The 21,641-nt window shown below is 52.3% G+C and carries 18 protein-coding genes and 1 tRNA gene; 7 read left to right on the forward strand and 12 right to left on the reverse strand.

The window, feature by feature from the left end:
• Window positions 1–9 precede the first annotated feature (9 nt).
• The 3 genes from fdhF to JI62_RS06975 are packed head-to-tail and all read right to left on the reverse strand — an operon-like array spanning window position 10 to window position 4,939.
• On the reverse strand, window positions 10–2,895 hold the full coding sequence (gene fdhF / locus JI62_RS06965) for a formate dehydrogenase subunit alpha (protein ID WP_088699465.1): 2,886 nt from the start codon (window positions 2,893–2,895) through the stop codon (window positions 10–12).
• Window positions 2,892–4,448, reverse strand: a complete 1,557-nt coding sequence (locus tag JI62_RS06970) for a formate dehydrogenase beta subunit (RefSeq protein WP_088699466.1) — start codon at window positions 4,446–4,448, stop codon at window positions 2,892–2,894. The genes fdhF and JI62_RS06970 overlap by 4 nt, the downstream gene beginning before the upstream one ends.
• Window positions 4,445–4,939, reverse strand: a complete 495-nt coding sequence (locus JI62_RS06975) for a formate dehydrogenase subunit gamma (protein WP_088699467.1) — start codon at window positions 4,937–4,939, stop codon at window positions 4,445–4,447. Before JI62_RS06975 ends, JI62_RS06970 begins: the two co-directional genes overlap by 4 nt.
• A gap of 129 nt (window positions 4,940–5,068) precedes the next feature.
• Between JI62_RS06975 and JI62_RS06980 the strand changes: the two genes are divergently transcribed.
• Window positions 5,069–6,124, forward strand: a complete 1,056-nt coding sequence (locus JI62_RS06980) for a substrate-binding domain-containing protein (protein WP_088699468.1) — start codon at window positions 5,069–5,071, stop codon at window positions 6,122–6,124.
• A gap of 105 nt (window positions 6,125–6,229) precedes the next feature.
• Here the strand turns inward: JI62_RS06980 and JI62_RS06985 are convergent, their stop codons facing one another.
• From JI62_RS06985 to dctP, 3 genes are read right to left on the reverse strand one after another with little or no spacing between them, the layout of a single operon-like run.
• Entirely contained in the window at window positions 6,230–7,513 is a 1,284-nt protein-coding gene (locus JI62_RS06985; RefSeq protein WP_088699469.1) for a TRAP transporter large permease, read from the reverse strand.
• Entirely contained in the window at window positions 7,513–8,019 is a 507-nt protein-coding gene (locus JI62_RS06990; protein WP_088699470.1) for a TRAP transporter small permease, read from the reverse strand. Before JI62_RS06990 ends, JI62_RS06985 begins: the two co-directional genes overlap by 1 nt.
• Window positions 8,020–8,075: 56 nt before the next feature.
• The gene (gene dctP, locus JI62_RS06995; protein ID WP_088699471.1) at window positions 8,076–9,104 is read right to left on the reverse strand and encodes a TRAP transporter substrate-binding protein DctP; all 1,029 of its coding nucleotides are present in this window, start codon (window positions 9,102–9,104) and stop codon (window positions 8,076–8,078) included.
• 308 nt (window positions 9,105–9,412) lie between these two features.
• Between dctP and JI62_RS07000 the strand changes: the two genes are divergently transcribed.
• On the forward strand, window positions 9,413–10,465 hold the full coding sequence (locus JI62_RS07000; protein ID WP_088699472.1) for a GlxA family transcriptional regulator: 1,053 nt from the start codon (window positions 9,413–9,415) through the stop codon (window positions 10,463–10,465).
• A 74-nt stretch (window positions 10,466–10,539) separates the two neighbouring features.
• Here JI62_RS07000 and JI62_RS07005 read toward each other — a convergent pair whose 3' ends face one another.
• From JI62_RS07005 to JI62_RS07015, 3 genes are read right to left on the reverse strand one after another with little or no spacing between them, the layout of a single operon-like run.
• Window positions 10,540–11,802, reverse strand: coding sequence for a TRAP transporter large permease (locus JI62_RS07005; protein ID WP_088699473.1), 1,263 nt, complete (start codon window positions 11,800–11,802; stop codon window positions 10,540–10,542).
• Window positions 11,799–12,323: a TRAP transporter small permease gene (locus tag JI62_RS07010; protein ID WP_240513162.1), complete on the reverse strand. Its 525-nt coding sequence runs from the start codon at window positions 12,321–12,323 to the stop codon at window positions 11,799–11,801. Before JI62_RS07010 ends, JI62_RS07005 begins: the two co-directional genes overlap by 4 nt.
• Entirely contained in the window at window positions 12,324–13,361 is a 1,038-nt protein-coding gene (locus JI62_RS07015; RefSeq protein ID WP_088699474.1) for a TRAP transporter substrate-binding protein, read from the reverse strand.
• Window positions 13,362–13,644: 283 nt separating this feature from the next.
• Here JI62_RS07015 and JI62_RS07020 point away from each other — a divergent pair, with 283 nt between their 5' ends.
• The gene (locus tag JI62_RS07020) at window positions 13,645–15,036 is read left to right on the forward strand and encodes an FAD-binding oxidoreductase (RefSeq protein ID WP_088699475.1); all 1,392 of its coding nucleotides are present in this window, start codon (window positions 13,645–13,647) and stop codon (window positions 15,034–15,036) included.
• Window positions 15,037–15,050: 14 nt separating this feature from the next.
• Here JI62_RS07020 and JI62_RS07025 read toward each other — a convergent pair whose 3' ends face one another.
• Both JI62_RS07025 and JI62_RS07030 read right to left on the reverse strand, forming a co-directional pair.
• Window positions 15,051–16,016, reverse strand: coding sequence for a LysR family transcriptional regulator (locus JI62_RS07025; protein WP_088699476.1), 966 nt, complete (start codon window positions 16,014–16,016; stop codon window positions 15,051–15,053).
• Between the two features lie 107 nt (window positions 16,017–16,123).
• The gene (locus JI62_RS07030; RefSeq protein ID WP_088699477.1) at window positions 16,124–17,119 is read right to left on the reverse strand and encodes a TRAP transporter substrate-binding protein; all 996 of its coding nucleotides are present in this window, start codon (window positions 17,117–17,119) and stop codon (window positions 16,124–16,126) included.
• Window positions 17,120–17,263: 144 nt separating this feature from the next.
• On the opposite strand from JI62_RS07030, the gene JI62_RS07035 reads away from it, so the two are divergent.
• From JI62_RS07035 to JI62_RS07050, 4 genes are all read left to right on the forward strand, one after another.
• A tRNA-Arg gene (locus tag JI62_RS07035) sits at window positions 17,264–17,340 on the forward strand.
• A gap of 137 nt (window positions 17,341–17,477) precedes the next feature.
• Window positions 17,478–18,365, forward strand: coding sequence for a sce7726 family protein (locus JI62_RS07040; protein ID WP_088699478.1), 888 nt, complete (start codon window positions 17,478–17,480; stop codon window positions 18,363–18,365).
• The gene (locus tag JI62_RS07045) at window positions 18,326–19,240 is read left to right on the forward strand and encodes a sce7725 family protein (protein ID WP_088699479.1); all 915 of its coding nucleotides are present in this window, start codon (window positions 18,326–18,328) and stop codon (window positions 19,238–19,240) included. The genes JI62_RS07040 and JI62_RS07045 overlap by 40 nt, the downstream gene beginning before the upstream one ends.
• Before the next feature lie 17 nt (window positions 19,241–19,257).
• Window positions 19,258–20,271, forward strand: a complete 1,014-nt coding sequence (locus JI62_RS07050) for an RES domain-containing protein (RefSeq protein ID WP_170938497.1) — start codon at window positions 19,258–19,260, stop codon at window positions 20,269–20,271.
• A gap of 230 nt (window positions 20,272–20,501) precedes the next feature.
• Here the strand turns inward: JI62_RS07050 and JI62_RS07055 are convergent, their stop codons facing one another.
• Window positions 20,502–21,374: a Shedu anti-phage system protein SduA domain-containing protein gene (locus JI62_RS07055; RefSeq protein ID WP_088699481.1), complete on the reverse strand. Its 873-nt coding sequence runs from the start codon at window positions 21,372–21,374 to the stop codon at window positions 20,502–20,504.
• Between the last annotated feature and the right edge of the window lie 267 nt (window positions 21,375–21,641).

Consider the following 21,641-nt stretch of genomic DNA (forward strand, 5'->3'; position numbering starts at 1 on the left):
GGTGGGTGCTCATGGCGCCTCCTGATGAGCGTTGGCCAGGTGGTCACGCTGGATCAGGTCGAACGTGCTAAAGCGCTGCTGCCAGGCGGAGGGTTGGCTGACTTTTTCCACCTGCACCGCCGTGACCTTGTACTCCGGGCAGTTGGTGGCCCAGTCCGAGTTGTCCGTCGTGATAACGTTGGCGCCGCTGCCAGGATGATGGAAGGTGGTGTAGACCACCCCAGGCTGCATACGCTCGCTGAGTCGCGCGCGAAGTACTGTCTGGCCCGAGCGGCTGGTGATGCCCAGCCAGTCGCCGTCACGCACGCCGCGCAGCTCGGCGTCAGAAGGGTGTAGCTCCAACACGTCCTCGTCGTGCCAGCGCTGGTTGTCGGTGCGCCGGGTCTGGGCGCCCACGTTGTACTGGCTGAGAATCCGCCCGGTGGTGAGCAGCAGCGGGAAGCGGCGGTTGGCCCGTTCCTCGGTGGCCACGTACTCGGTAATCGCAAAGCGCCCCAGGCCAATGGGGAACTCAACCTCGTGCATGGTCGGCATGCCCAGCGGATACTCGGCGTTGCAGGGCCACTGTAGACTGCCGCGCTCTTCGAGCTTGGCGTAGCTGACGCCCGCAAAGCTTGGCGTCAACTGGGCGATCTCGTCCATGATTTCGGACGGATGGGTATAGTGCATCGGGTAGCCCAGCGCATTGGCCAGATCCTGGGTGACTTCCCAGTCCTCCTTGCCGGCCACCGGGGGCGTCACCTTGCGTACCCGATTGATGCGCCGCTCGGCGTTGGTGAAGGTGCCGTTCTTCTCCAGGAAGCTTGAACCCGGCAGCAGCACGTGGGCGAACTTGGCCGTTTCGTTGAGGAAAATGTCCTGGACGATCAGGCAGTCCAGCGACGTGAGCGCCGCCTCGACGTGCTGGGTGTTGGGATCGGACTGGGCGATATCTTCGCCCTGCACGTAAAGCGCTTTAAAGGTGCCCTCGATGGCGGCGTCGAACATGTTGGGAATGCGTAGCCCCGGCTCGTCGTCCAGCTCGACGCCCCACACCGACTCAAATCGGCCCCGGGCGATGGGGTCGGCCACGTGTTGGTAGCCCGGCAGCTCATGGGGGAAGGAGCCCATGTCGCAGGAACCCTGGACGTTGTTCTGGCCGCGCAGCGGGTTCACGCCCACGCCTTCGCGGCCAATGTTGCCGGTGGCCAGGGCTAGGTTGGCAATGCCCATCACCATGGTCGAGCCCTGGCTGTGTTCGGTGACGCCCAGGCCGTAGTAGATGGCACCGTTGCCTGTCGTGGCATAGGTGCGCGCTGCCTGACGCACGGCCTCAGCGGGCACGCCGGTAATCGCTTCGCTGGCCTCCGGAGAGTGGCGTGGTTCAGCAATGAACTCACGCCAGCGGTGGTAGGCATCGGTGTCGCAGCGCCTGGCGACGAACGCCTTGTCTTCCAGACCTTCGGTCACCACCACATGGCCCAGCGCGTTGACCAGCGCCACGTTGGTGCCCGGGCGCAGCGGCAGGTGCTGGGCCTCGCCCAGGTGGGGTGTTTTCAACAGGTCGATGCGGCGCGGGTCGGCGACGATCAGCTTCGCCCCCTGACGCAGGCGCTTGCGCATCATGGAGCCAAACACCGGGTGGGCGTCGGTGGGGTTGGCACCGATCACGATGATCGCGTCGGCCTTCATCACTGAATCAAACGTCTGGGTGCCCGCGGATTCGCCCAGCGTGGTCTTCAGGCCGTAGCCGGTGGGCGAGTGGCAAACCCGCGCGCAGGTGTCGGTGTTGTTGTTGCCGAAGGCGGCGCGGATCAGCTTCTGCACCAGGTAGGTCTCTTCGTTGGTGCAGCGCGATGAGGTGATACCGCCGATGCTCTCGCGGCCGTGCTCAGCCTGAATTGCCTTGAGACGGTTCGCGGCAAAGGTGATCGCCTCTTCCCAACTGACCTCCCGCCAGGGCTGATCGATGCTGTCGCGAATCATCGGTGTGGTCAGGCGATCCGGGTGGGTGGCGTAGCCGAAAGCAAAGCGCCCCTTCACACAGGAGTGGCCGTGGTTGGCGTCGCCGCCCTTGTAGGGCACCATGCGCACCAGCTGGTCGCCCTTCATCTGGGCTTCAAACGAGCAGCCCACGCCGCAGTAGGCGCAGGTGGTGACTACGCTGCGATCCGGCACGCCGTGGTCGATCACGCTTTTCTCCATCAGCGTGGCGGTGGGGCAGGCCTGCACGCAGGCGCCGCAGGAGACGCAGTCCGAGTCCATGAAGGCGTCGTTCTGGCCTGCTGATACTTTGGAGTCGAACCCGCGGCCGTCGATGGTTAGCGCAAAGGTGCCCTGGACTTCGTCGCAGGCGCGCACGCAGCGTGAACATAGGATGCACTTGCTGGAATCGAAGCTGAAGTAGGGGTTGGACTCGTCCTTGCTGGCCTGGAGGTGGTTCTCGCCCTCGAACCCATAGCGCACTTCGCGCAGCCCCACGCTACCGGCCATGTCCTGCAGCTCGCAGTCGCCGTTGGCGGGGCAGGTTAGGCAGTCCAGCGGGTGGTCGGAGATGTAGAGCTCCATCACGTTGCGGCGCAGCTTGGCCAGTCGCTCGTTCTGGGTGGTCACCTTCATGCCCTCCACCACCGGCGTGGTGCAGGAGGCGGGAAAGCCCCGACGCCCCTCTACCTGTACGGCGCACAGCCGGCAGGAACCGAAGGGCTCCAGGCTGTCGGTGGCGCACAGTTTGGGAATGTTGATATCCGCCAGGGCCGCGGCGCGCAGTACCGAGGTGCCCTCCGGCACGCTGATGGATACGCCGTCGATCTCCAGGTTGACTGTGGCGGCGCCCGGGTAGGGGGAGGGCGTGCCATAGTCCTTGGAAAAATCGACGCTGTTGGCCTGACGCCGTGGATCGTAATGTTCAATCATGATCTGTCTCCGTTCGCCGCCCGCTGGAAGTCGTCGGGAAAGTGTTTGAGCGCGCTCTGCACTGGGAAGGGGGTCATGCCGCCCATGGCGCAGAGCGAGCCATCCACCATCGTTTCGCAGAGGTCGTGGAGTAGAGTGAGGTTGGCCTCGCGATTGTCGTTGGCGCGGATGCGGTCGATCACCTCCACGCCCCGGGTCGAGCCAATTCGGCAGGGCGTACACTTGCCGCAGGACTCCACCTTGCAGAACTCCATCGAAAAGCGCGCCTGCTCGGCCATATCGACGCTCTCGTCGAACATCACCACGCCGCCGTGGCCCACGCCTGCGCCCACCTCAGCGAAGGTTTCGTAATCCAGCGGCATGTCCCACTGGCTTTCGGGCAGGTAGGCGCACAGTGGCCCGCCCACCTGAACAGCGCGCAAAGGCTTGCCGGTGAGCGTACCGCCGCCAAACTCCTCCATCAGCGTGCGCAGGGTGGTGCCAAAGGCGAGCTCCACCAGACCGCCACGCTTGACGTTGCCCGCCAGTTGGAGGGCCAGGGTGCCTCGCGAGCGGCCCATACCGTGGTTGGCGTAGGCCTCGGCGCCTTCAGCCAGAATGAACGGCACGGCGGCTAGCGAGAGCACGTTGTTGACCACCGTAGGGCGGCCAAACAGCCCCTCGATGGCGGGCAGCGGCGGCTTGAAACGCACCAGGCCCCGCTTGCCTTCGAGGCTTTCGAGTAGCGAGGTTTCTTCACCACAGATATAAGCACCGGCACCGAGACGTACTTCCAGGTGGAAGGTACGGCCACTGCCACAAAGATTGTCGCCCAGGTAACCGGCCTGCTCGGCGCGGGCAATGGCTTCGTCGAGCACCTGTTTCGCCAGTGGGTATTCGGAGCGCAGGTAGATGTAGCCCTGGGTTGCCTCAACGGCAAGCCCGGCGATGGTCATCCCCTCAATCAGCATGTAGGGGTCACACTCCATCGCTAGCCGGTCAGCGAAGGTGCCGGAGTCGCCTTCGTCGGCGTTGCAGACGATATATTTCTGGTCGGCGGGCGTGTCGAACACGGTCTGCCACTTGATGCCGGTCGGAAAGGCGGCCCCGCCGCGCCCGCGCAGGCCGGAGGCTTTGACTTCCTCGACGATGTCCTGGGGCTCGCGTTGCAGCGCTGCCTCCAGGCCGCAAAAACCGCTATGGGCGCAATAGTCGTCAATCGACAGCGGGTCAGTAATACCGATACGCGCGAAGGTCAGGCGCTGCTGCTTGGCAAGGTAGTCAATCTCTTCCGTGGGGCCCAGTGCCAGGGGGTGGCTGACGCTACCTTCGAGTAGGCCGCTGTCGAGCAGCGCCGCTACATCCCCCGGTGTTACCGGGCCGTAGGCGAACCGCCCGATGGGGGTTTCCACTTCCACCAGCGGCTCAAGCCAGGCAAGACCGCGGGAGCCATTGCGTACCAGCGTGATTGACTGACCGCGTGCGGTGGCCTCTCTTCTCAGTCGGCTGGCGATCACATCGGCACCCAGTGAAAGCGCGGTGGTATCGCGGGGGACAAAAACGCGGATGCTCATCCCATCACCTCCAGCGGCCGGGTTTGTAGCTCATCCATCAATTCATCGAAGGCTTCCGGGGTAACGCGGCCGCGTATGCTGTCTCCCACGCGGATCGACGGGCCGCAGGCGCAGTTGCCCAGGCAGTAAACGGCTTCGAGGGTGATTTCGCGATCTGGCGTAGTCTGGTGGTAGTCGACCCCTAAACGCGCTTTGGCGTGGGCTTCGAGCTGGCGCGCCCCTACCGACTGACACGCCTCGGCACGACAGATCTGCACCACGTGGCGCCCTGGCGGCGTGGTGCGAAAGTGGTGGTAGAAGCTGATGACGCCGTGCACTTCGGCACGTGTCTGGTGCAGGGCATCGGCGATGATCGGCACCGCTGCCTCGGGGATGAAGCCGATGCGATCCTGAAGGGCGTGGAGAATCGGCAGTAGGGCGCCGGGCTTGTGCTTCAGGGCGTCGACCTCGGCCTGAATTGCCTGCGGCGCCCACTCCTGGGATTGGTTCATGATGCCCTCCTCACGACTGCTTTTTATGTTTTAAATATGCACTACTTTTCATATTTAAAAAGACGTGCATCACGGTTAAGACAAAGCTAGCATCAAGTTATCGACTTAAAAATATGAAATAGTGTGCCTATGAAGCGGATCAAGGTAACGCCCACCTGGTGCTTTAGCGATGAAGAGGGGCATCGTCTCGATACCAATCTTTTGCGCCTGCTCGGGGCGGTTCATCGCCACGGCAAGTTGACCCATGCCGCCGAGGAAGCGGGTATTTCCTATCGCCACGCGTGGAATTTACTGCGCCAGGGCGGGGAGTTTTTTGGTGTCACTTTGGTAGAGATGGCGCGTGGGCGCGGGGCGCGGTTATCGCCGCTGGGTGAGAAGCTGCTGTGGGCCGAGCAGCGCGCCACCGCTCGGTTAAGCCCGCAGCTTGATAGCCTGAGCTCAGAGCTGAATCTTGCCATTCAGCAGCACCAGGAAGGCGTGCACCCGGTATTGCGCCTCCACGCCAGTCATGGCTTTGCGATAGAGCTGCTGCCGCAGCATTTGGGCGAGTTGCAGCTTGACCTGCAGTACTGCAGCCCGCTGGAGGCACTGGCGGCGCTTAACCGTAATAGCTGCGATCTGGCGGGCTGCCATCTTCCCAGAGGCGCGGTGGGTGAGAAAATACGCCGCAAATACCGCCGCCTGCTCAAGCCTCGCTATCACCGGCTGGTAGGGTTTATTGCTCGCCAACAGGGGCTAATGGTGGCGCCGGGTAATCCGCTGGGCATAGATGGCGTTGCCGCACTGGCCGATAGGCCTGTCACGTTTATCAACCGGCAGGCGTCGTCGGGAACGCGGGAACTGCTGGATAGCTTGCTGGATGAGGCGGGCATTGCTACATCCAAAGTGAATGGTTACCAGATTGAGGAGTACACCCACTCGGCGGTCGCGGCCTATGTGGCGGCGGGAATGGCGGATGCAGGCTTCGGTGTCGAGGCCGCTGCGCAGCGGTTTGGGCTTGATTTTGTGCCGCTAGCCACGGAAGACTATTTGCTGGCCTGCCACCACCGCTCCCTGAAAGAGCCTAAATTTGACGACTTTTTGCAGACATTGTGCAGCAGTTCATTCCAGGAGGCGGTGCAGCGCCTGCCGGGTTATAGCCCCAGCCAGTGTGGCTGCGTGATCGAGATCGGCAGCTTTTTATAAGGTAGAGAGGCATCAAGGTCATAGGTTAGGAGGTGAAATAAACGGTCGGCTCTTTAGTTAAAGAGCCGACCGTATCTCAAGGCCGGGGGCGGATTGTGGGCTTTTTCAATAATTAGTGAACCAAAGAATAATATTGGGGAAAAGTGTGAACACCCCCACTGCTCCTAATAGGATCAGCCAATACGGCAGCGATGCTTTCGCCTCGGCGGTTAAATCTACTTCATTTTTAGAAATAGACGATAAGACGAAGAGGTTCAGCCCTACAGGTGGTGTGATCATTCCTATCTCTATTAGCAGAGTGACAATGATACCAAACCAGATGGGATCAAATCCTAAACTCGTGATCATCGGGAAGGTAATAGGAAGTGTCATCAATAGCAGTGATATGCCATCAAAAAAGCACCCTAAAACAATGTAGACAACAACGATCATCAGTAATATGCCATAAGGGCCTAGGCCAAAGTTACCAATGGTTTCTACCGCTGCGCGTGGAATACCTAATAAGCTCACCGCTTGAGAAAGGATAACCGTTCCAATCAGGATCATGCCGATAGCCGTAAACATGATAGAGGCATGCTTAAAAGCTAGCCAAAGGCGCTTTAACGTTAAATCTCCCCAGGTCAAACCAAGCACGATGCTGGCCACTACCCCAAGCGCTGCCGACTCCGTCGGCGTTGCTATGCCCATGTAAATGGTGCCAAGCACGAAGAAAATGAGTATGGGGAGAGGCCAAATCTCTTTTAACCCGTTTAAAACATGTGAGCGGGTTACGTTCTCTTTGAATATTGGCGTGACAGGTTCGCCGATTTTAGAGCGTATGATAATCCACGTGGAGAAGGCTAAAGCAATCAGTAATCCCGGCAGCATGCCGGCGATAAAGAGCTTCCCGATGGATACATTTTGCGTTGCGCCATAAATGATAAGCGCCAGACTGGGAGGGATTAACAGGCCAAGCGTACCGCCGGCCGCAAGCGTGCCGACCACAACGCTTGGGTTGTACCCTCTGTTTTTAAGCTCCGGATAGCCAACCGCGCCTATGGCGGCGGCCGTGGAGGTGCTGGAGCCACTCACTGCCCCAAACAGCGTACAAACGGCAATATTGGTATGCAGTAACTGGCCCGGGACGCGGGCAAACAGAGGGGTGAGGCCATTATAGACGCGTTTTGATACGCCGCTTGCCAACAGTATTTCACCCAAAAATATAAATAACGGTACAGCGCTCAAGGTGAAATCTGTCAGCATGTTCCACGTGGCGTTAATGGCTAAGGGCGTTGCTCCGTTTGCCTGAAAATAGAGCAGCAGTATGCCTGTCAGCCCTAACGCGGCCCCCAAGATGGCTCCACTTGTCAGAAATATAACCAAGCTTCCACTTAATAATAGCCAGCTCATTAAATGACATCCTCTGTTAAGGTGGCGTCGGCTGCTGGCTGCTTCAGGCCATGCGTGATCTGAACTAACATGCAGAGCACCATCGATAACGGCATAATCGCCATCCACGGCCAGAGTAGAATGCCGCTAATGTCCGTGCGTGAATTAAGCGAAAACGAGAAATTCATGAAATTCCAGGACTCATAGGCAAAAATAGAGCAGAAGGTAAGCAGTGTTATCACACCAATAAAGTCCATTACCTTGGCGATACCTAACGGTACTAAATTGATGAGTATTTCAATTCGAATATGACGCCCCTGATTAAGCACATGAGGTAGGCAAAGAAAGGTGAGTGATAAAAAGAGAAGACCGGCGAGTTCGTCTGAAAAGCGTAGGGGGCGCCCGCCCAGATAACGCATTAATGTACTGATGAATATCAGTGCGGTCATGCTAATACCGCTCGCTACGCCAAGCAGAAAAGAGCCATAGGCCACTTTATGAATAACCTTGTTAATGTTCACAATCATTTTTTATGCTCCAAAAAAGAGCCAAGGTAAAATTGGCTCTTTTTCTAGCTATTTAATTATTGATTATCTGAAAGCGCTTGAGTAACCGTGTTGTAGTAACGCTCACCCTCTTCGCCGGACTCTTCAGCCATGGTTTGCCATGCACTCCAAGCGGCCGTTACAAAGGTATCAAGATCCTCATCAGAAAATGCCGGTAGCATGGTTATGCCAAGGGCCTCACGCTCTTGACGTGCCTGTGCTTCGCGCTCTGGGTCGACTGCGGATTCACTGGTGGCTTCCCAGATTTCTTGGCCTGCTTCTTCTAATGCCTGGCGTTGGTTATCATTCAAGCCGGAAAGCGCTTTTTCACTGATGCCAAATAACCATGGTGAGGCTGCCCAAGGGTGCAGATACGCTTCGTATTCAGTCACTTCTTGTAACGAAACGGTGGGCGCAACGGTTGATAGGTAGTAGGCACAATCCACAACGCCTGTCTGGAGTGCCATATACATATCGTTTTGTGGAATGACCTGGGCAGAAATACCCAGTAAATCAAAGGTGTCGACCAAGTGCCTTGACCAGACACGCACTTTTTTGTCCTGTAGTTCTTCCAGCGTGTGCACCGGCTCTTTGCAGTGCAAACCGACGTCAAAGATGGGCGCAACCACGCCGCCGACAATTTGAATGTCCCAGTTCGCAAAGCCTTCATCATAGAGTTCTCTAATAACGCTCAAGATCTCATTGTGCTGTGATGACTCGGTAATAGCGCCTTGAGCATAAACCGACGCCAGGGCTGGTGCATCACGGGTATAATAGTCGCCATACAGCAATGCCATATCGACCATGCCCTGCTGGAGTATTCTTAGCATGTCGGCTTCTTTTAATCCTAAAGCGCCTGCATGATAGACCTCGACTTCCAGTTCCCCCTCTGATTTTTCTTTGACCAACTGAGCAAATCTATCAATCTGCGCTGCTTCAGGCCTAGACTGAGCTAAGCCGCTATGAAAAGTTAAAGTGATATTGTCTGCTTGAACATGTTGAATGGTAGCGAGGGAGCCAAGAAGAGAAATACCAAACACTATTTTTTTGCTTTTTAAGTTATTCATTGTGGATGTCTCGTTGGGGTAGGTGGGCATTTCATCTTGCGGCAGGAGTCGTTGCTAAAAGAGCTAGGTTTGCGACATTTGTTGCCTGATAAGCGACATGGGGAAATAGTTAATGAACTTTTTTAATATCGATAATTAATTGTCTTTAGTTTTATTGGCCAAATAGTAAACCAATTTCTCAAGGTGAGTGATTTTTTGGCGCATTTTTTGCAATGTTTTAAGCGGGGCGGGGATTGTGATGCCAAGAGCTTGCCTCTTGGTGAGTTTTAAAAAAAGCTAAGTAGCACCCTTGAATGGGGAGAGGGAAAATGAGAGATGGTTTTATTAGTAAATTAAAGAATAAAAACATGGCTTACCTGCACTCAGAGACTTCGAGTGAGTCATCTGTAAGGGTTAAGCGGGTGGCCTTCATACTGCTAGATCATTTCTCCATGATGTCTTTTACTGGCGCAGTCGATGCATTAGTTACCACGAACTTGATGAAATCGAATACTGCTTATGAAGTAGTCGTCGTTGCTGCTCAAGATAGAAGCGTGCTGTCGGATTTAGGGATTTGCATTGAGGCGGACGTAGCGCTATCGGCATTCGATCTCAATCAGTATCAAGTGGATACGCTTATTGTATGTGGTGGGCTGCGTGTAAGGCCTCAGCCCATGCCTATCCTGCGAACGAGGTTAAAACAGGCAGATAGTCAAGGTGTGGTGCTGGGTGGGCTATGGAATGGTGCCTATTTTCTTGCCGAAGCAGGGCTATTGAGTGGCTATCAGTGTGCCTACCACCCCGATGGAAGGGCATTGATGGCAGAGGAGTTTTTAGATGTATCGGTCTCTAAGCGTAGTTTCATCGTTGACCGTAATCGTCTGAGTTGTGCGGGTGCGAGCAGCTCCCTAAGCATGATGATCGAAATTGTCAGAAGTGACTGTGGTAATGATGTGGCCTGTGCCGTTGAAGAGATGTTGAGCTGTGATAAAGCCATTGAGGCTCCGGATATCTCGACGATCAGCGTTGATCAAAACGGTACGCTACCTGAAGCGCTACAAACGGCTTTGCAGCTCATGAAAAATAATATCGAAGAGCCCTTATTGATGTCTGAGATTGCCAAGTGGGTCAATATATCCAGGCGCCAACTGGAGCGACTATTTTGTCATCATGTGAATGCTAGCCCATCTCGGTACTATATGGAGTTGCGTTTAACGCGTGCCCGGCAGCTGTTACAGCAGTCCAGTAAGCCTATAGCCGAAGTGGCTGTTGCAACAGGTTTTGTCAGCATTTCTCACTTCCGGAACTGTTTTTATCAGCTCTTCGAAATGACGCCCACTCAGTTTAGAAAGTTGTGCCAAGCGGGAAGCACGTATGAGTAACGGGTGGACAGACCTAAATGAAAAAACAAAAGGAGCGCGAAGGCTCCTTTTGATAGTAACGGCGGGGAACTGATTTAACCCCCCGACCAGCCCAGCATAATCGGCACGTAAACCACCAGCAGCAGCACCCCGATCAGCCCCAGCAGGTAAGGGATGATCGCCCGGGTGATGCGCTCCAGCGGTAGCTGGGTGATCGATGAGGCCACATAGAGATTGATCGCCACCGGCGGGGTAATCATGCCGATGGAGAGCCCTACCACGATAATCAAACCAAAGTGGATCGGGTCAATCCCCAACTGCAGCACCAGCGGTAGCAGCACCGGCGTCAGAATAATCAGCGCACTGGCGGTCTCAATAAACACCCCGGTGAGCAGAATAATCCCTACGATCAGCAGCATAATCACATAAGGGTTGGTAGAGAGTGACAGCACGGCCTGGGCAATCGCCCCCGGCACCTGCCAGCTAGACAGCGTCCAGCTCAACACCGCCGACATGGCAATCACCAGCATAATCACCGCGGTGGTCATCGCTGAGCGGATCAGCAGCTTATACACCTGCGGCAGGGTCAGATCACGGTAGACAAACAGCGACACCAGCATGGCGTAGTTCACCGCCACCACCGCTGCTTCTGAAGGGGTGAAGATGCCTGAGAAGATACCCCCCAGGATAATTACCGGCGTCATCAATCCCCAGCTGGCGTCTTTAAAGGTCGTCCAGATGGTTGCCAGCGATAGCGGCGTACCTTTGGGGTACTGGCGCTTATACGCCTGAGCAATGGCAATGGCCATTAATCCTAGTCCCATCGCTAGCCCTGGCAAAAAGCCGTTTAGAAACAGCTTGGAGACCGACTGCTGAGCGATCACCGCGTAGATGATCATCGGCACCGAGGGTGGTATCACCACCCCGATGGTGCCGCTGGCGGCGATCAAGCTGGCTGCTGATGCCGGGTCATAGCCTTTACGCTTAAGCTCCGGTACCAGGCTTGAGCCCACCGCTGCGGTGGTCGCGGCGCCAGAACCGGAAATCGCCGCAAAGAACATGCCCGCCATCACTGAGACCACCGAAAGCCCGCCGCGCATAAAGCCGACTAATGAATCAGCAAAGCTGACCAGCTTCTCGCTCACCTTACCCTGGGCCATTAAATCCCCGGCGAGGATAAACATTGGGATAGCCACCAGGGCAAAGGAGTTAATGCCCTGGAACATCTGCTGGGTGACCACCATCAGCGGCACGCCGGATTGATAGAGCGCATAGAGCGTGCTGGCGCCAATCGCAAAGGCAATCGGCACGCCCAGCAGCATAAACAGGAAGAACAGCCCAAACAGCAGCAGCGTCATAGGGACTCCTCCTGGGGCTGGGAGGTTTCACCGTTAATCAGCAGCTCAATGATATCGACCAGTGCGTACCAGGCCATAATCGCCGCGCAGATCGGCATCACTGCGTAGACGTAGGTCATCGAAAGCCGCAGCGAGGCGGATTTCTGAAAGCTCTGCACCTGCATATAGCGGTAGCCGATCACGATCAGCGTGACCATAAAGGCCAGCACGATCAGCAGGGCGGCAATGCGGGCGATTTGGCGCAAGCGGCCGGGCAGGGCATCCACCACAAAGGTCACGGCAATATGCCGCCCGCGCTGAAACGCCAAGGTGCCGGCTAAGAAGGTGATCCACACCAGCAGAAAGCGGGCGACTTCTTCCGTCCAGCCCACCGCGGTGAATAGCACCCGGGAGACGATCTGCAGGGTAATCACCGCAATCAGCGCCGCCATGCCCGCAAAGACCACGGGCTGGAGAATGGCGTCCAGAAAGCGTTCAGTACGCTGTAGCAGCGTTACCAATGGATGCGTGTGAGTGGGCACTTACTTCACTTCCTCCTGGATGCGTTGCAGGTAATCGCCGAACTGGTCACCGTACTTCTCATACACTGGGGTGACGGCTTTCTGGAAGGCAGCGATATCGGGCGACTCGTTAATTTCCATGCCTGCCTCAGCCAAGTCGGCTAACTGCTCGGCTTCCATAATGGCATTTTGTTCTCTGGCATAGCTAGATGCTTCGCTGGCGGCATCGAGTACGATCTCCTGCACCTCCTCTTGAAGGCCGTTCCAGGCGGGTAAGCTCATAATGAAGATCGCTGGCGCATAGATGTGCCGCGTCATGGTGAGGTAGTCCTGAGTTTCCGCCAGGTTAAAGGCATGGATGGCGTTAACCGGGTTTTCCTGGCCATCAATCGTGCCTTGTTGCAGGGCGGTCAGCGCTTCTGTCCACGCCATGGGAACGGCATTGGCGCCGAGTTCCCGGAACGTATCCACATAGACCTCGTTCTCGATGACGCGCAGTGTCAGGCCGTCGAGATCCTGGGGCGCATTGATCGCGTGCTGGCTATTGGTGATATTGCGAAAGCCGCGCTCAGCAAACGCCAGCCCTTTAAGGTTCACATCCTCTAATTTGCCCAGTATTTCCTGGCCGATCTCACCATCCAGCACAGAGTAGGCAGATTCGGCGGTAGGGAAGAGGAAAGGCAGCTCAAAAACCGAGAACTCATCAACGAAGTTGGCCACCGGCCCGTTGGTGATCACGCCCATATCGACAGTGCCGATCTGCATGCCTTCCAGAATGGTGCGCTCGTCTCCCAGAGAGGCGTTGGGGAAGATCTCTACGGAGACCGCGCCGTCGGTCTGTTCGCTGACTAACTGCTGAAAGCGCTCGGCGGCGATATGGTAAGTATCTTCTGTATTTACCACGGTCGCTAAGCGCAGGTTGGTAGGCGTTATTTCCTCTGCCTGGGCCATGAGCGGTAAACCAAACAGGCCAGCGCATAGCAATGTCAAGTTTAACTGTTTGAATTTACTTGTATAACAGGATGCGGCGTGAGCGGTGAAGCGGGCGTTGTGATTCACATTATCTCCTAGTGGTGGCTGTTCTTATTGTCTTATTGGGCTTCATCTATATCACATCGAACTAACAGAGCAAATTACTTATTTTCATTCCACTATTCGCGATAATAATCCAAAAAATCTTTATAGATCTTAGGCTTGAGTGATTTAAAGGTTAGCGATAGCCTGCAAGCATTGACGATTGATTAACTGCCTTGGAAGGCGAGTGTAAGGCTTGGCCGATGGTGAGTCTTGATAACCATGTTCTTACTAACCATGGCAACGCCAGCTAAAACAGGAATAACCAATGGATAAGTTGCTTAACGACCTAGTAGCGGTAGTCGGCCCAGAAGGCGTGCTGCTCGGTGAAGATGTCTCCCAGCGTAGCGTCGACTGGTTTACCGGGGCGCCCTGTCGTGCCAAGGCCATTGTAAGGCCCCGCAACACCGAACAGCTTAGCAAAGTCATGGCCTTATGCTATCAGGCCGACCAGCTGGTGGTGACCCATGGCGGCATGACCGGCATTGTGCACGGGGGGGAAGCCAGCCCCGAGGAGTTGGTGGTTTCTCTGGAACTGATGAACCAGATCGAGGAGGTCGATCTGGTAGGCTCTACGATTCAGGTTCAGGCTGGGGTAACGCTCCAGCGTGTGCAGGAAGCCGCGGCAGAGATCGATATGCAGTTTCCGCTCGATCTCGGCGCCCGGGGCTCGTGCACCATTGGCGGCAATATCGCCACCAATGCGGGCGGCATACGGGTCATTCGCTACGGCATGATGCGCCAGCAAGTGCTGGGGCTGGAGGCCGTACTTAGCGATGGCACCGTGGTCAGCTCGCTGAACAAAATGCTCAAGAATAACGCTGGCTACGACCTCAAACAGCTATTTATCGGTAGCGAAGGCACGCTGGGTATCGTCACCCGCGCCGTGCTGCGGCTGCAGCCGCATATGCCCAGCGAGCAAACTGCGCTGGTCGCGGTGCCCTCCTTCGATGCCTTGACCCAGCTGTTACGTAGGGTCTCCCAAGAGCTCGCCAATAGCCTTAGCGCCTTCGAGGCGTTGTGGAATAGCCACTACAGGCTGGTGACCACCGAGAGCGGCAAGCATGCGCCCCCGTTGGCCGACGACTCGCCTTTCTACGCGATCATCGAAACCCTGGGGCTAGATGACGCCCAGGATACGGAGCACTTCTCTGAGATTCTGCAAAAGGCGATGGAAAACGGTTTGATTACAGATGCCGTGCTGGCCAGTTCCGGCGCCCAGCGCCAGGGCATCTGGGCGATCAGAGAGGATATCGAAGTGCTGGTGCACCAGCTGAAGCCGATGTTCTCCTATGATATCAGCCTGCCGATTCCCCATATGGACGCGTACGTCGATACCCTGGATCAAAACCTCAAGGCGCAGTTTCCGCAAACAGGAAAAATGATCGTGTTCGGCCATCTTGGCGATGGCAACCTGCACATCATGATCACGGTGCGCGACGACAGCCCGCAAAGCCGCCGCCAAGTTGAGCAGTTGGTTTACTCGCCCCTGAAAGAGTACGGCGGCTCGATCTCTGCCGAGCACGGCATTGGTCTCGAAAAACGCGATTATCTAAGTATTTCCCGCTCCAGCGAGGAGATCGCTTTAATGAAGCGCATGAAAGTCGCTTTGGATCCCAAGCTACTGTTGAATCGAGGTAAAGTCGTGGCAGTGGAGTGAGTTTGGCTATTTGATTAAGGGTTGCCCAGGGCGGAGGGGGCTGGTGTCATCAGCTCCCGGGTTAATTGCCGCAACCAGTGTATGCCAGGATCATGATCCTTCCTTTCATCCCAGCACAGGCAGACTTTGAACGCTGGGACGTCCAGGGGCAGAGCGTAGAACTTCAAGCTATTGTTGCGGCAAATGACCCTGGCCGCGCTCTCTGTCACCACGCAGAGCAGTGCTGTGGACACCAGTATTTCTTGCAGTGGATTGATGTAGGGCGTCTTGGCGACGATTTTCCGCTCTAACCCTAACTCCCGCAGTTTTTCATTGATTAACAGCGGGCTGTCCTCACGATGGGACAAAGCGACCTGGGGGGAGTTTAAAAACGCCTCAAGGGTAATGGCGCTACTCTTGCCATGAAAGGTCGCATCACCCACACAGCCAATCACATCGTCAAACAGGTACTCATGGTGAGAGGTGAGCGGCAAGGTTTCGAACTGCACCACCGCCAGGTCGATATCGTGTTCTTGAAGGACTTGCTGGGCGCCCTCTGCGCTCGCGATGCGCGTGGAGAGCATGTTGAAACACAAATCGGGCGCGTGTTCCAAACAGTGCTGGATAAGCTTGGGTTGCAGCTGTTGGCTGACATAGTCCACCAAACTGACCCGAAACTCCCGCTTTGAGGTGGCGGGCGAAAACTCGTTACTACTGTGAACTGCCTGATCGAGGTAGAACAGCCCTTTGGCTACGGCGGCATCCATCTGCCGGGCAAGCGGGGTCGGTTGCATGCCCTCCAATGTCTTGATGAAAAGCGGGTCATCCATTAACAGGCGGAGCTTTTTCAGCGAGTGGCTGACGGCCGGTTGCGTCAGGCAGAGCGCTTGTGCGGTGAGCGTCAAACTCCTTTTCCAATACAGCGTGTGAAAAACCAATAGTAAATTGAGATTGATCTTATTGAGCCTGTTCGCCAGCTTCGTATGGGTGGTGTCAGCCATCAGGCGTGTCTCTTGGTTGGAAGGGCCGTTCCTGCGCGGGAACAGCCCTCAGCCACTGCTGTAAAAGCACTGTATCTAATGTCGGGCTTGCCTCGATGGGAAGCGAATTACTTGAGCGCTTCCTGGATGCGCGGCAGGTAATCACCGAACTGCTCGCCGTACTTCTCATACACCGGCTCGACAGCGGCTTGGAAGGCCTCCATATCTGGATCGTCGTTGATCTCCATGCCCGCATCGCGCAGGGCCTGCAGCTGTTCGCTCTCCATCTCTGCATTCACTTGGCGCTCATGCTCCGCTGCTTCCTGTGCGGCTGCGAGCAGTACCTCTTGGGCGTTTTCAGGCAGTTGGTTCCAGGCGGGCATACCCATCACAAAAATTGCTGGGGCGTAGGTGTGGCGGGAGAGGGTCATGTAGTTCTGGGTTTCATCCAGGTTGAACGAGTGGATCACGTTCACCGGGTTCTCCTGGCCGTCGATGGTGCCCTGCTGCATGGCGGTCAGCGCTTCAGTCCACGCCATGGGAATCGCGTTGGCGCCCAGCTCGCGGAAGGTATCGGTGTAGACCGGGTTCTCCATCACGCGGATACGCAGGCCGTCCAGGTCTTCCGGCGAGTTTACGGCGCGTTCGCTGTTGGTCAGGTTGCGGAAACCGCGTTCGGCGTAGGCCATGCCTTTCAGATTCACCTCAGAAAGCTTATCGAGCAGCTCCTGGCCAATCGGGCCATCGAGCACCTCATAAGCGGCTTCCGGGGAGGGGAACAGGAAAGGCAGTTCGAACACCGCCATCTCTTCGACAAAGTTGGCTACCGGCCCGTTGGTGATGACGCCCATATCCACGGTGCCGATCTGCATGCCTTCCAGCAAAGTACGCTCGTCACCCAGTGAGGCGTTGGGGTAGATCTCGATATCCACCTTGCCTTCGGTGCGCTCTTCTACCAGCTCTTCAAATTTGGTGGCGGCGATGTGGAAACCGTCCTGCTCATTGACCACGTGGGCCAGGCGCAGAGTGACGGGATCCATATCAGCAAAATCAGCGGCGTTCGCGGCGCTCACCAGCGCCAGGGAGATGCCCAGAGCCAGCGTGCTACGTGCAAATGTTTTCATATTATTGTGTTCCCAATGGACTAAGGTGCAGAAGTGCTCCCAAAGCATGCACCACACCAGGGAAAACGGTCAATTGACTAAAGGTACTCAAGCGCCATACGGCTGGACACAGCGCCCCTGCACAGTTACGATACGCACCCACAAGCGCCCGTAGCTCAGTTGGATAGAGTATCGGCCTCCGAAGCCGAGGGTCGCAGGTTCAAATCCTGCCGGGCGCGCCAAATTGAAACCCTGAGCAGCTATTATCTTCTGCTTAGGGTTTTTTTGTTGTAGCTACCTACTTCGAGACGGTTGCAAGTAGAAGTGATGGCAGACTATATTAATTCTAATGCGGTTGATATGCGGTTTTGGTGAAAAAATGCATGAATCTAAAAGGAATGCTCAGCTTTTTACGAGTAGGCGAATCAATGAAATTGCCGCTGGGGATCTAAGCTTTCTATTAGAGATAGCCGCTGTGCATGAAAAGAAGTTGCCGGATTTCTTTACAGTGTTGGATGTTTTTGAGCTTTGTTTCCTTGAATTGTCTAAAAGTTATAGGGCTGAGTATTATTTTAAAAACACGGTCGCAAGGAAGATACTGTTTGGAATTCATTCTTTAAATACTGCAACTGTTATTCCTGAATTTCGTGTTGGAAAAAATAAAGCTGATTGCGTAGTTTTGAACGGAAGAAGTGTCTGCTACGAAATAAAATCAAGTTATGATAATTTATCGCGGTTGCCTGATCAATTAGCATCATATAAAAAGATATTTGATGAAGTTTTTGTTGTGACTAGTCATGAACATTTAGAAAAGGTGTTTGAAAATATTCCACTAGATGTTGGAGTTATTGAGTTAACTAAAAGAAACACTTTGAGTGTTTTAAGAAGTGCTAGCCGTAATAGCGAGCCCGTCGATGTTCCAGTTTTGATGAAGTCGTTGCGATTAAAAGAATATAAAGAAATGGTGCGTTTAGCTACTGGAAAAATGCCATTGGAGAACAATACAGAAGTTTTTGAAAGATGTGAAAAAGAGCTTTCGAAAATCCCATCCAACATAATTAGAGGACTTTTTTGTAAGGTGCTCAAGGAAACAAGAAAAGTTGATAAGGATTATGTGACTAAACTTCCTGAGTCCTTGTTGATGGCTGGGATTAGCTATACCCTTAAGCAGGGTAATAGAAGGTCACTGATAAAAAATTTAAAGATAAATTTAAGTAAGGAAATGCTATGTACTACCCAATTCTTAGAGGTAAGCAGTTTGAGCTAATTGCTATTAGAGAGTTAGCAGATTTTGTTGATAAGAACTCCTTCTGCCCTGTGATTGAGCCGGTTAGAAATAATACGAAGCCACTGAAAAAAACTCTTGAAGTTCTTTCTGAGAAAGGGGTTAAGCCTTTACTTATAATAAATCCTAATATTGGTAATTTTTCAAATAAAGAAGAGTCATTTGATTTTCTATCTGATATGAATGACTATATTAATTTATTTACTCCATGCCTGAAAGTGAATGATTTTAAAGATATTGATAATATATCAAGATATTCTCTTGATATCAAAGATGTTGCGGTTTTTGTGGCGGGAAGTGTTGATAGGAAAATGTTAAGTGACTTGATAATGGCTAAGTGTGTGTTGGTTGACCGCGAGAAAATTCACCCAGGGGCTCTGTCTCAATTAGAAAGAGTAGTGCTTTATTCAGATTCTTTTGATAAGAAGACAAGAAACGCTGATTATTCAGAAACATCTTTTTTCTCCACGCTCCATACTGAATGGCAGAGTTTTAGCGGAGCAATAGGTTTTGGTGATTATACAATTTTAAGCCAAGATTATACTGAAGCTGGCGGTCCTGCATACGTTGTCACGATACATCTGAGCTATATTGATGAAGAATCATTTGACTCTATGAGAGTAAGACATTTTTCTTCTTATGATGATGAGTCACCTGCAAATCCCGGGGGGAAGTTTAAAAGCGCACTTCATAAACTTTGCCATTATGTAGATAGTCATCCAGATGATTTTTATATGACATCTGGCTTAAAGGAGTTTATTTACCTAAAAGACAGTTCTTTCCCGGGACTAGGACACGTTAAAAAACTTTCAATGAAACATCATATTGAAACAACATGCAGATATATTGGAGAATAAAAGTGCCCAATTGCTGTGTGAAGTGTATCTCTGATTCAGCGTTATTAACAAAAATCCATCAGGAAGAAAATGTTACTAGATGTACTTACTGCTTGACTAGGCGTGTTCATTGTATAGATACGACCAAATTAGCAGAAAAGCTTGAAATTTTTTTCTACGGACTTGTCGAAGATGCTGGTGGTAAAAAGTTTTCAGAAATACTAGATTATTATGGAGTGTTTGAGCAAAGCTTAGAAAAAGTAGAGCATATTGTTCAAGATGCTTTCGGCGAAGAAATTTTGGATAAAACTTTTAGTTTTAATTTTGAACTTGATGGTTTTAAAGTACAGTGGGCAGATTTCAAAGAGGAAATTAAACATGGGAATCGGTTTTTTCCTAGGGGGATAATCTACTCGTCTCTTTTTTCAAGTTCTAAGGCGAATGTAGATGCTGCGGTTTTTTTTCAACTTCTAGAACAGTTGAAGACACAAGTTTATCCACAGGATGCCTTCTATAGGGCAAGAATATCTGATTCGATGATTGATTTATCTAAAATGGGATGCCCTCCAAAAGAGATAGCTACTGGTGGTAGAGCAAATCCTGTAGGGATACCTTATTTATATTTATCGGATAATATCGAAACATGCATTGCAGAAGTTAGGCCTTCTAATACTAGCAAGGTTGTAGTAGCTAAATTTTCGCCCATAAAAGAGCTAGTGGTACTGGATTTAACTAGTCCAAGAAAGCTATGTTCAGCATCTTCATTTGAGGAAGAACAACTGTCTATTGTTCTAAATTATTTAAACTTGCTGGAGCAACTTTCGCTAGACCTATCTAGACCAGTTAGCAAGGAAAGTAGTCAATTAGAGTATATTCCTACTCAGTTTTTGTGTGAGTTTATAAAAAGCGTGCCGGATTTTAGCGGTTTAATGTTTAAGAGTTCATTTTCTGTAGGCAATAACTATGTTTTTTTTAATGATGGCGATTTACAGGCACATGATGCATGCCAGCATGAGGTTTATGAAACTAGACATAGAACTAGGTTAGTGTAATTTCTTTTCTTATTGATCATGAGATGTGACTCCCAATGTTTTCTATAAGTCAGAAAGCAAGGTGTAAATCAGCACATTAGATGGGTGTGGTATCAATGTGTTGTACATCTGTAATGATGTAAAATAAGGAAAAATAACGTGTATGAAAAATTTTATACCAATTGTTCAGAATTCACTAGTGAGTTAGTAATGAAGGTGCTAACATGGCTAGAGAGATCTTGCATGATGTTTTAACTTTGTTGTAGTGGTTTCTTTTCATGTTCTGTGATGAGATTTAGGCCATTTTCATTAATCCAAGATATGTACTCGTTCATAAGGGGTTCGTTTAAGGTACGATGCTCTAATATGGTTTCAATGTTTTGAGATATCATATGAGAGTAGTTGATCTTAAATTCTGAAAGCATCTTCCTCCACTTTGCGTCAGGGATTGCCTTGAAAAAAGGATTGGAAAAGGCATTGTTTTCCTCTTCTGAAGGGCCTATCAAGTCGTGTGATAACCATAGATGCGCTTTCGGGCTGCTGGCTTCCAATATATCCGTAAGATAGTCGTAGGTTCTTACTTCGATGCATTCGTTGTTGAAGATTTCAAGCCTCTTTCTTGTATCGAAATTATTTTCTCTTGTTTCTCTTCGTCCAATTATTAGCATGTACTTTAACGAGGGCTTGCCAGTAAGTGAGAAGCTTTTTGATGGAAATATGCCTTCAATTATAGAGTTATTTTTTTGAACCCAGTGCTTCCAATCGCGTATCTGTTCAAGCCCTTGTGCGAATTTTTTTGTTGGCCTACCGTTCTTTGTATAGAGTGTATCATGTGGGCTTTCCAATTCTATCAATGTGTACTCGAATCCGTAGCTTCGGTTGCACTCTGCGTTGACAAAGTCAGTTTTATACTGAGTGCCTAATTGAATTTTTTCTAACACAAGGTGGTCGCCGCTAATATGGCTTTTTTTGGGAAAGAAGAAGCCAGCGTGGTCGCTCAAAAATCTTTGGTAATCTTCTTCTTTCATGTCTCTATTATTTAAAAGGCACTGCCACTTTGATTTTATATTCTGAAATATTGGTGATTCATTGACATGCGACCAAGATTGCATACTCTTACTCATGTAAAACCTCGTTTGGCGAATTTTTTAACGAGACTGAAAAAATAAATGTAGGTAGTCGCTGCTGCTGTTGAGTAAAGAAGGCTATATAAATAAACAGATAAAATAAAAAATACAACTGCGCAAAAGTATGTTTGATGGGTATGTGTATTAGCAATTATGTTAACCTTTAGAAGTTTTAAATGCAATACCTTGTTAGCTCCTGCAAAGCAACTAATTGCTTTGAACATCAGAAAATGCAATTATAAACATACGGTCAATACTAGAGTA

Source organism: Halomonas campaniensis (assembly GCF_002211105.1).
Lineage (GTDB): Bacteria > Pseudomonadota > Gammaproteobacteria > Pseudomonadales > Halomonadaceae > Vreelandella > Vreelandella campaniensis_A.

Bases quoted from the DNA above. Each gene is read 5' to 3' on its own strand.
- fdhF (WP_088699465.1), bottom strand. From the start codon at position 2,895: ATGATTGAACATTACGATCCACGGCGTCAGGCCAACAGCGTCGATTTT.
- JI62_RS06970 (WP_088699466.1), bottom strand. From the start codon at position 4,448: ATGAGCATCCGCGTTTTTGTCCCCCGCGATACCACCGCGCTTTCACTG.
- JI62_RS06975 (WP_088699467.1), bottom strand. From the start codon at position 4,939: ATGAACCAATCCCAGGAGTGGGCGCCGCAGGCAATTCAGGCCGAGGTC.
- JI62_RS06980 (WP_088699468.1), top strand. From the start codon at position 5,069: ATGAAGCGGATCAAGGTAACGCCCACCTGGTGCTTTAGCGATGAAGAG.
- JI62_RS06985 (WP_088699469.1), bottom strand. From the start codon at position 7,513: ATGAGCTGGCTATTATTAAGTGGAAGCTTGGTTATATTTCTGACAAGT.
- JI62_RS06990 (WP_088699470.1), bottom strand. From the start codon at position 8,019: ATGATTGTGAACATTAACAAGGTTATTCATAAAGTGGCCTATGGCTCT.
- dctP (WP_088699471.1), bottom strand. From the start codon at position 9,104: ATGAATAACTTAAAAAGCAAAAAAATAGTGTTTGGTATTTCTCTTCTT.
- JI62_RS07000 (WP_088699472.1), top strand. From the start codon at position 9,413: ATGAGAGATGGTTTTATTAGTAAATTAAAGAATAAAAACATGGCTTAC.
- JI62_RS07005 (WP_088699473.1), bottom strand. From the start codon at position 11,802: ATGACGCTGCTGCTGTTTGGGCTGTTCTTCCTGTTTATGCTGCTGGGC.
- JI62_RS07020 (WP_088699475.1), top strand. From the start codon at position 13,645: ATGGATAAGTTGCTTAACGACCTAGTAGCGGTAGTCGGCCCAGAAGGC.
- JI62_RS07025 (WP_088699476.1), bottom strand. From the start codon at position 16,016: ATGGCTGACACCACCCATACGAAGCTGGCGAACAGGCTCAATAAGATC.
- JI62_RS07030 (WP_088699477.1), bottom strand. From the start codon at position 17,119: ATGAAAACATTTGCACGTAGCACGCTGGCTCTGGGCATCTCCCTGGCG.
- JI62_RS07040 (WP_088699478.1), top strand. From the start codon at position 17,478: ATGCATGAATCTAAAAGGAATGCTCAGCTTTTTACGAGTAGGCGAATC.
- JI62_RS07045 (WP_088699479.1), top strand. From the start codon at position 18,326: ATGTACTACCCAATTCTTAGAGGTAAGCAGTTTGAGCTAATTGCTATT.
- JI62_RS07055 (WP_088699481.1), bottom strand. From the start codon at position 21,374: ATGAGTAAGAGTATGCAATCTTGGTCGCATGTCAATGAATCACCAATA.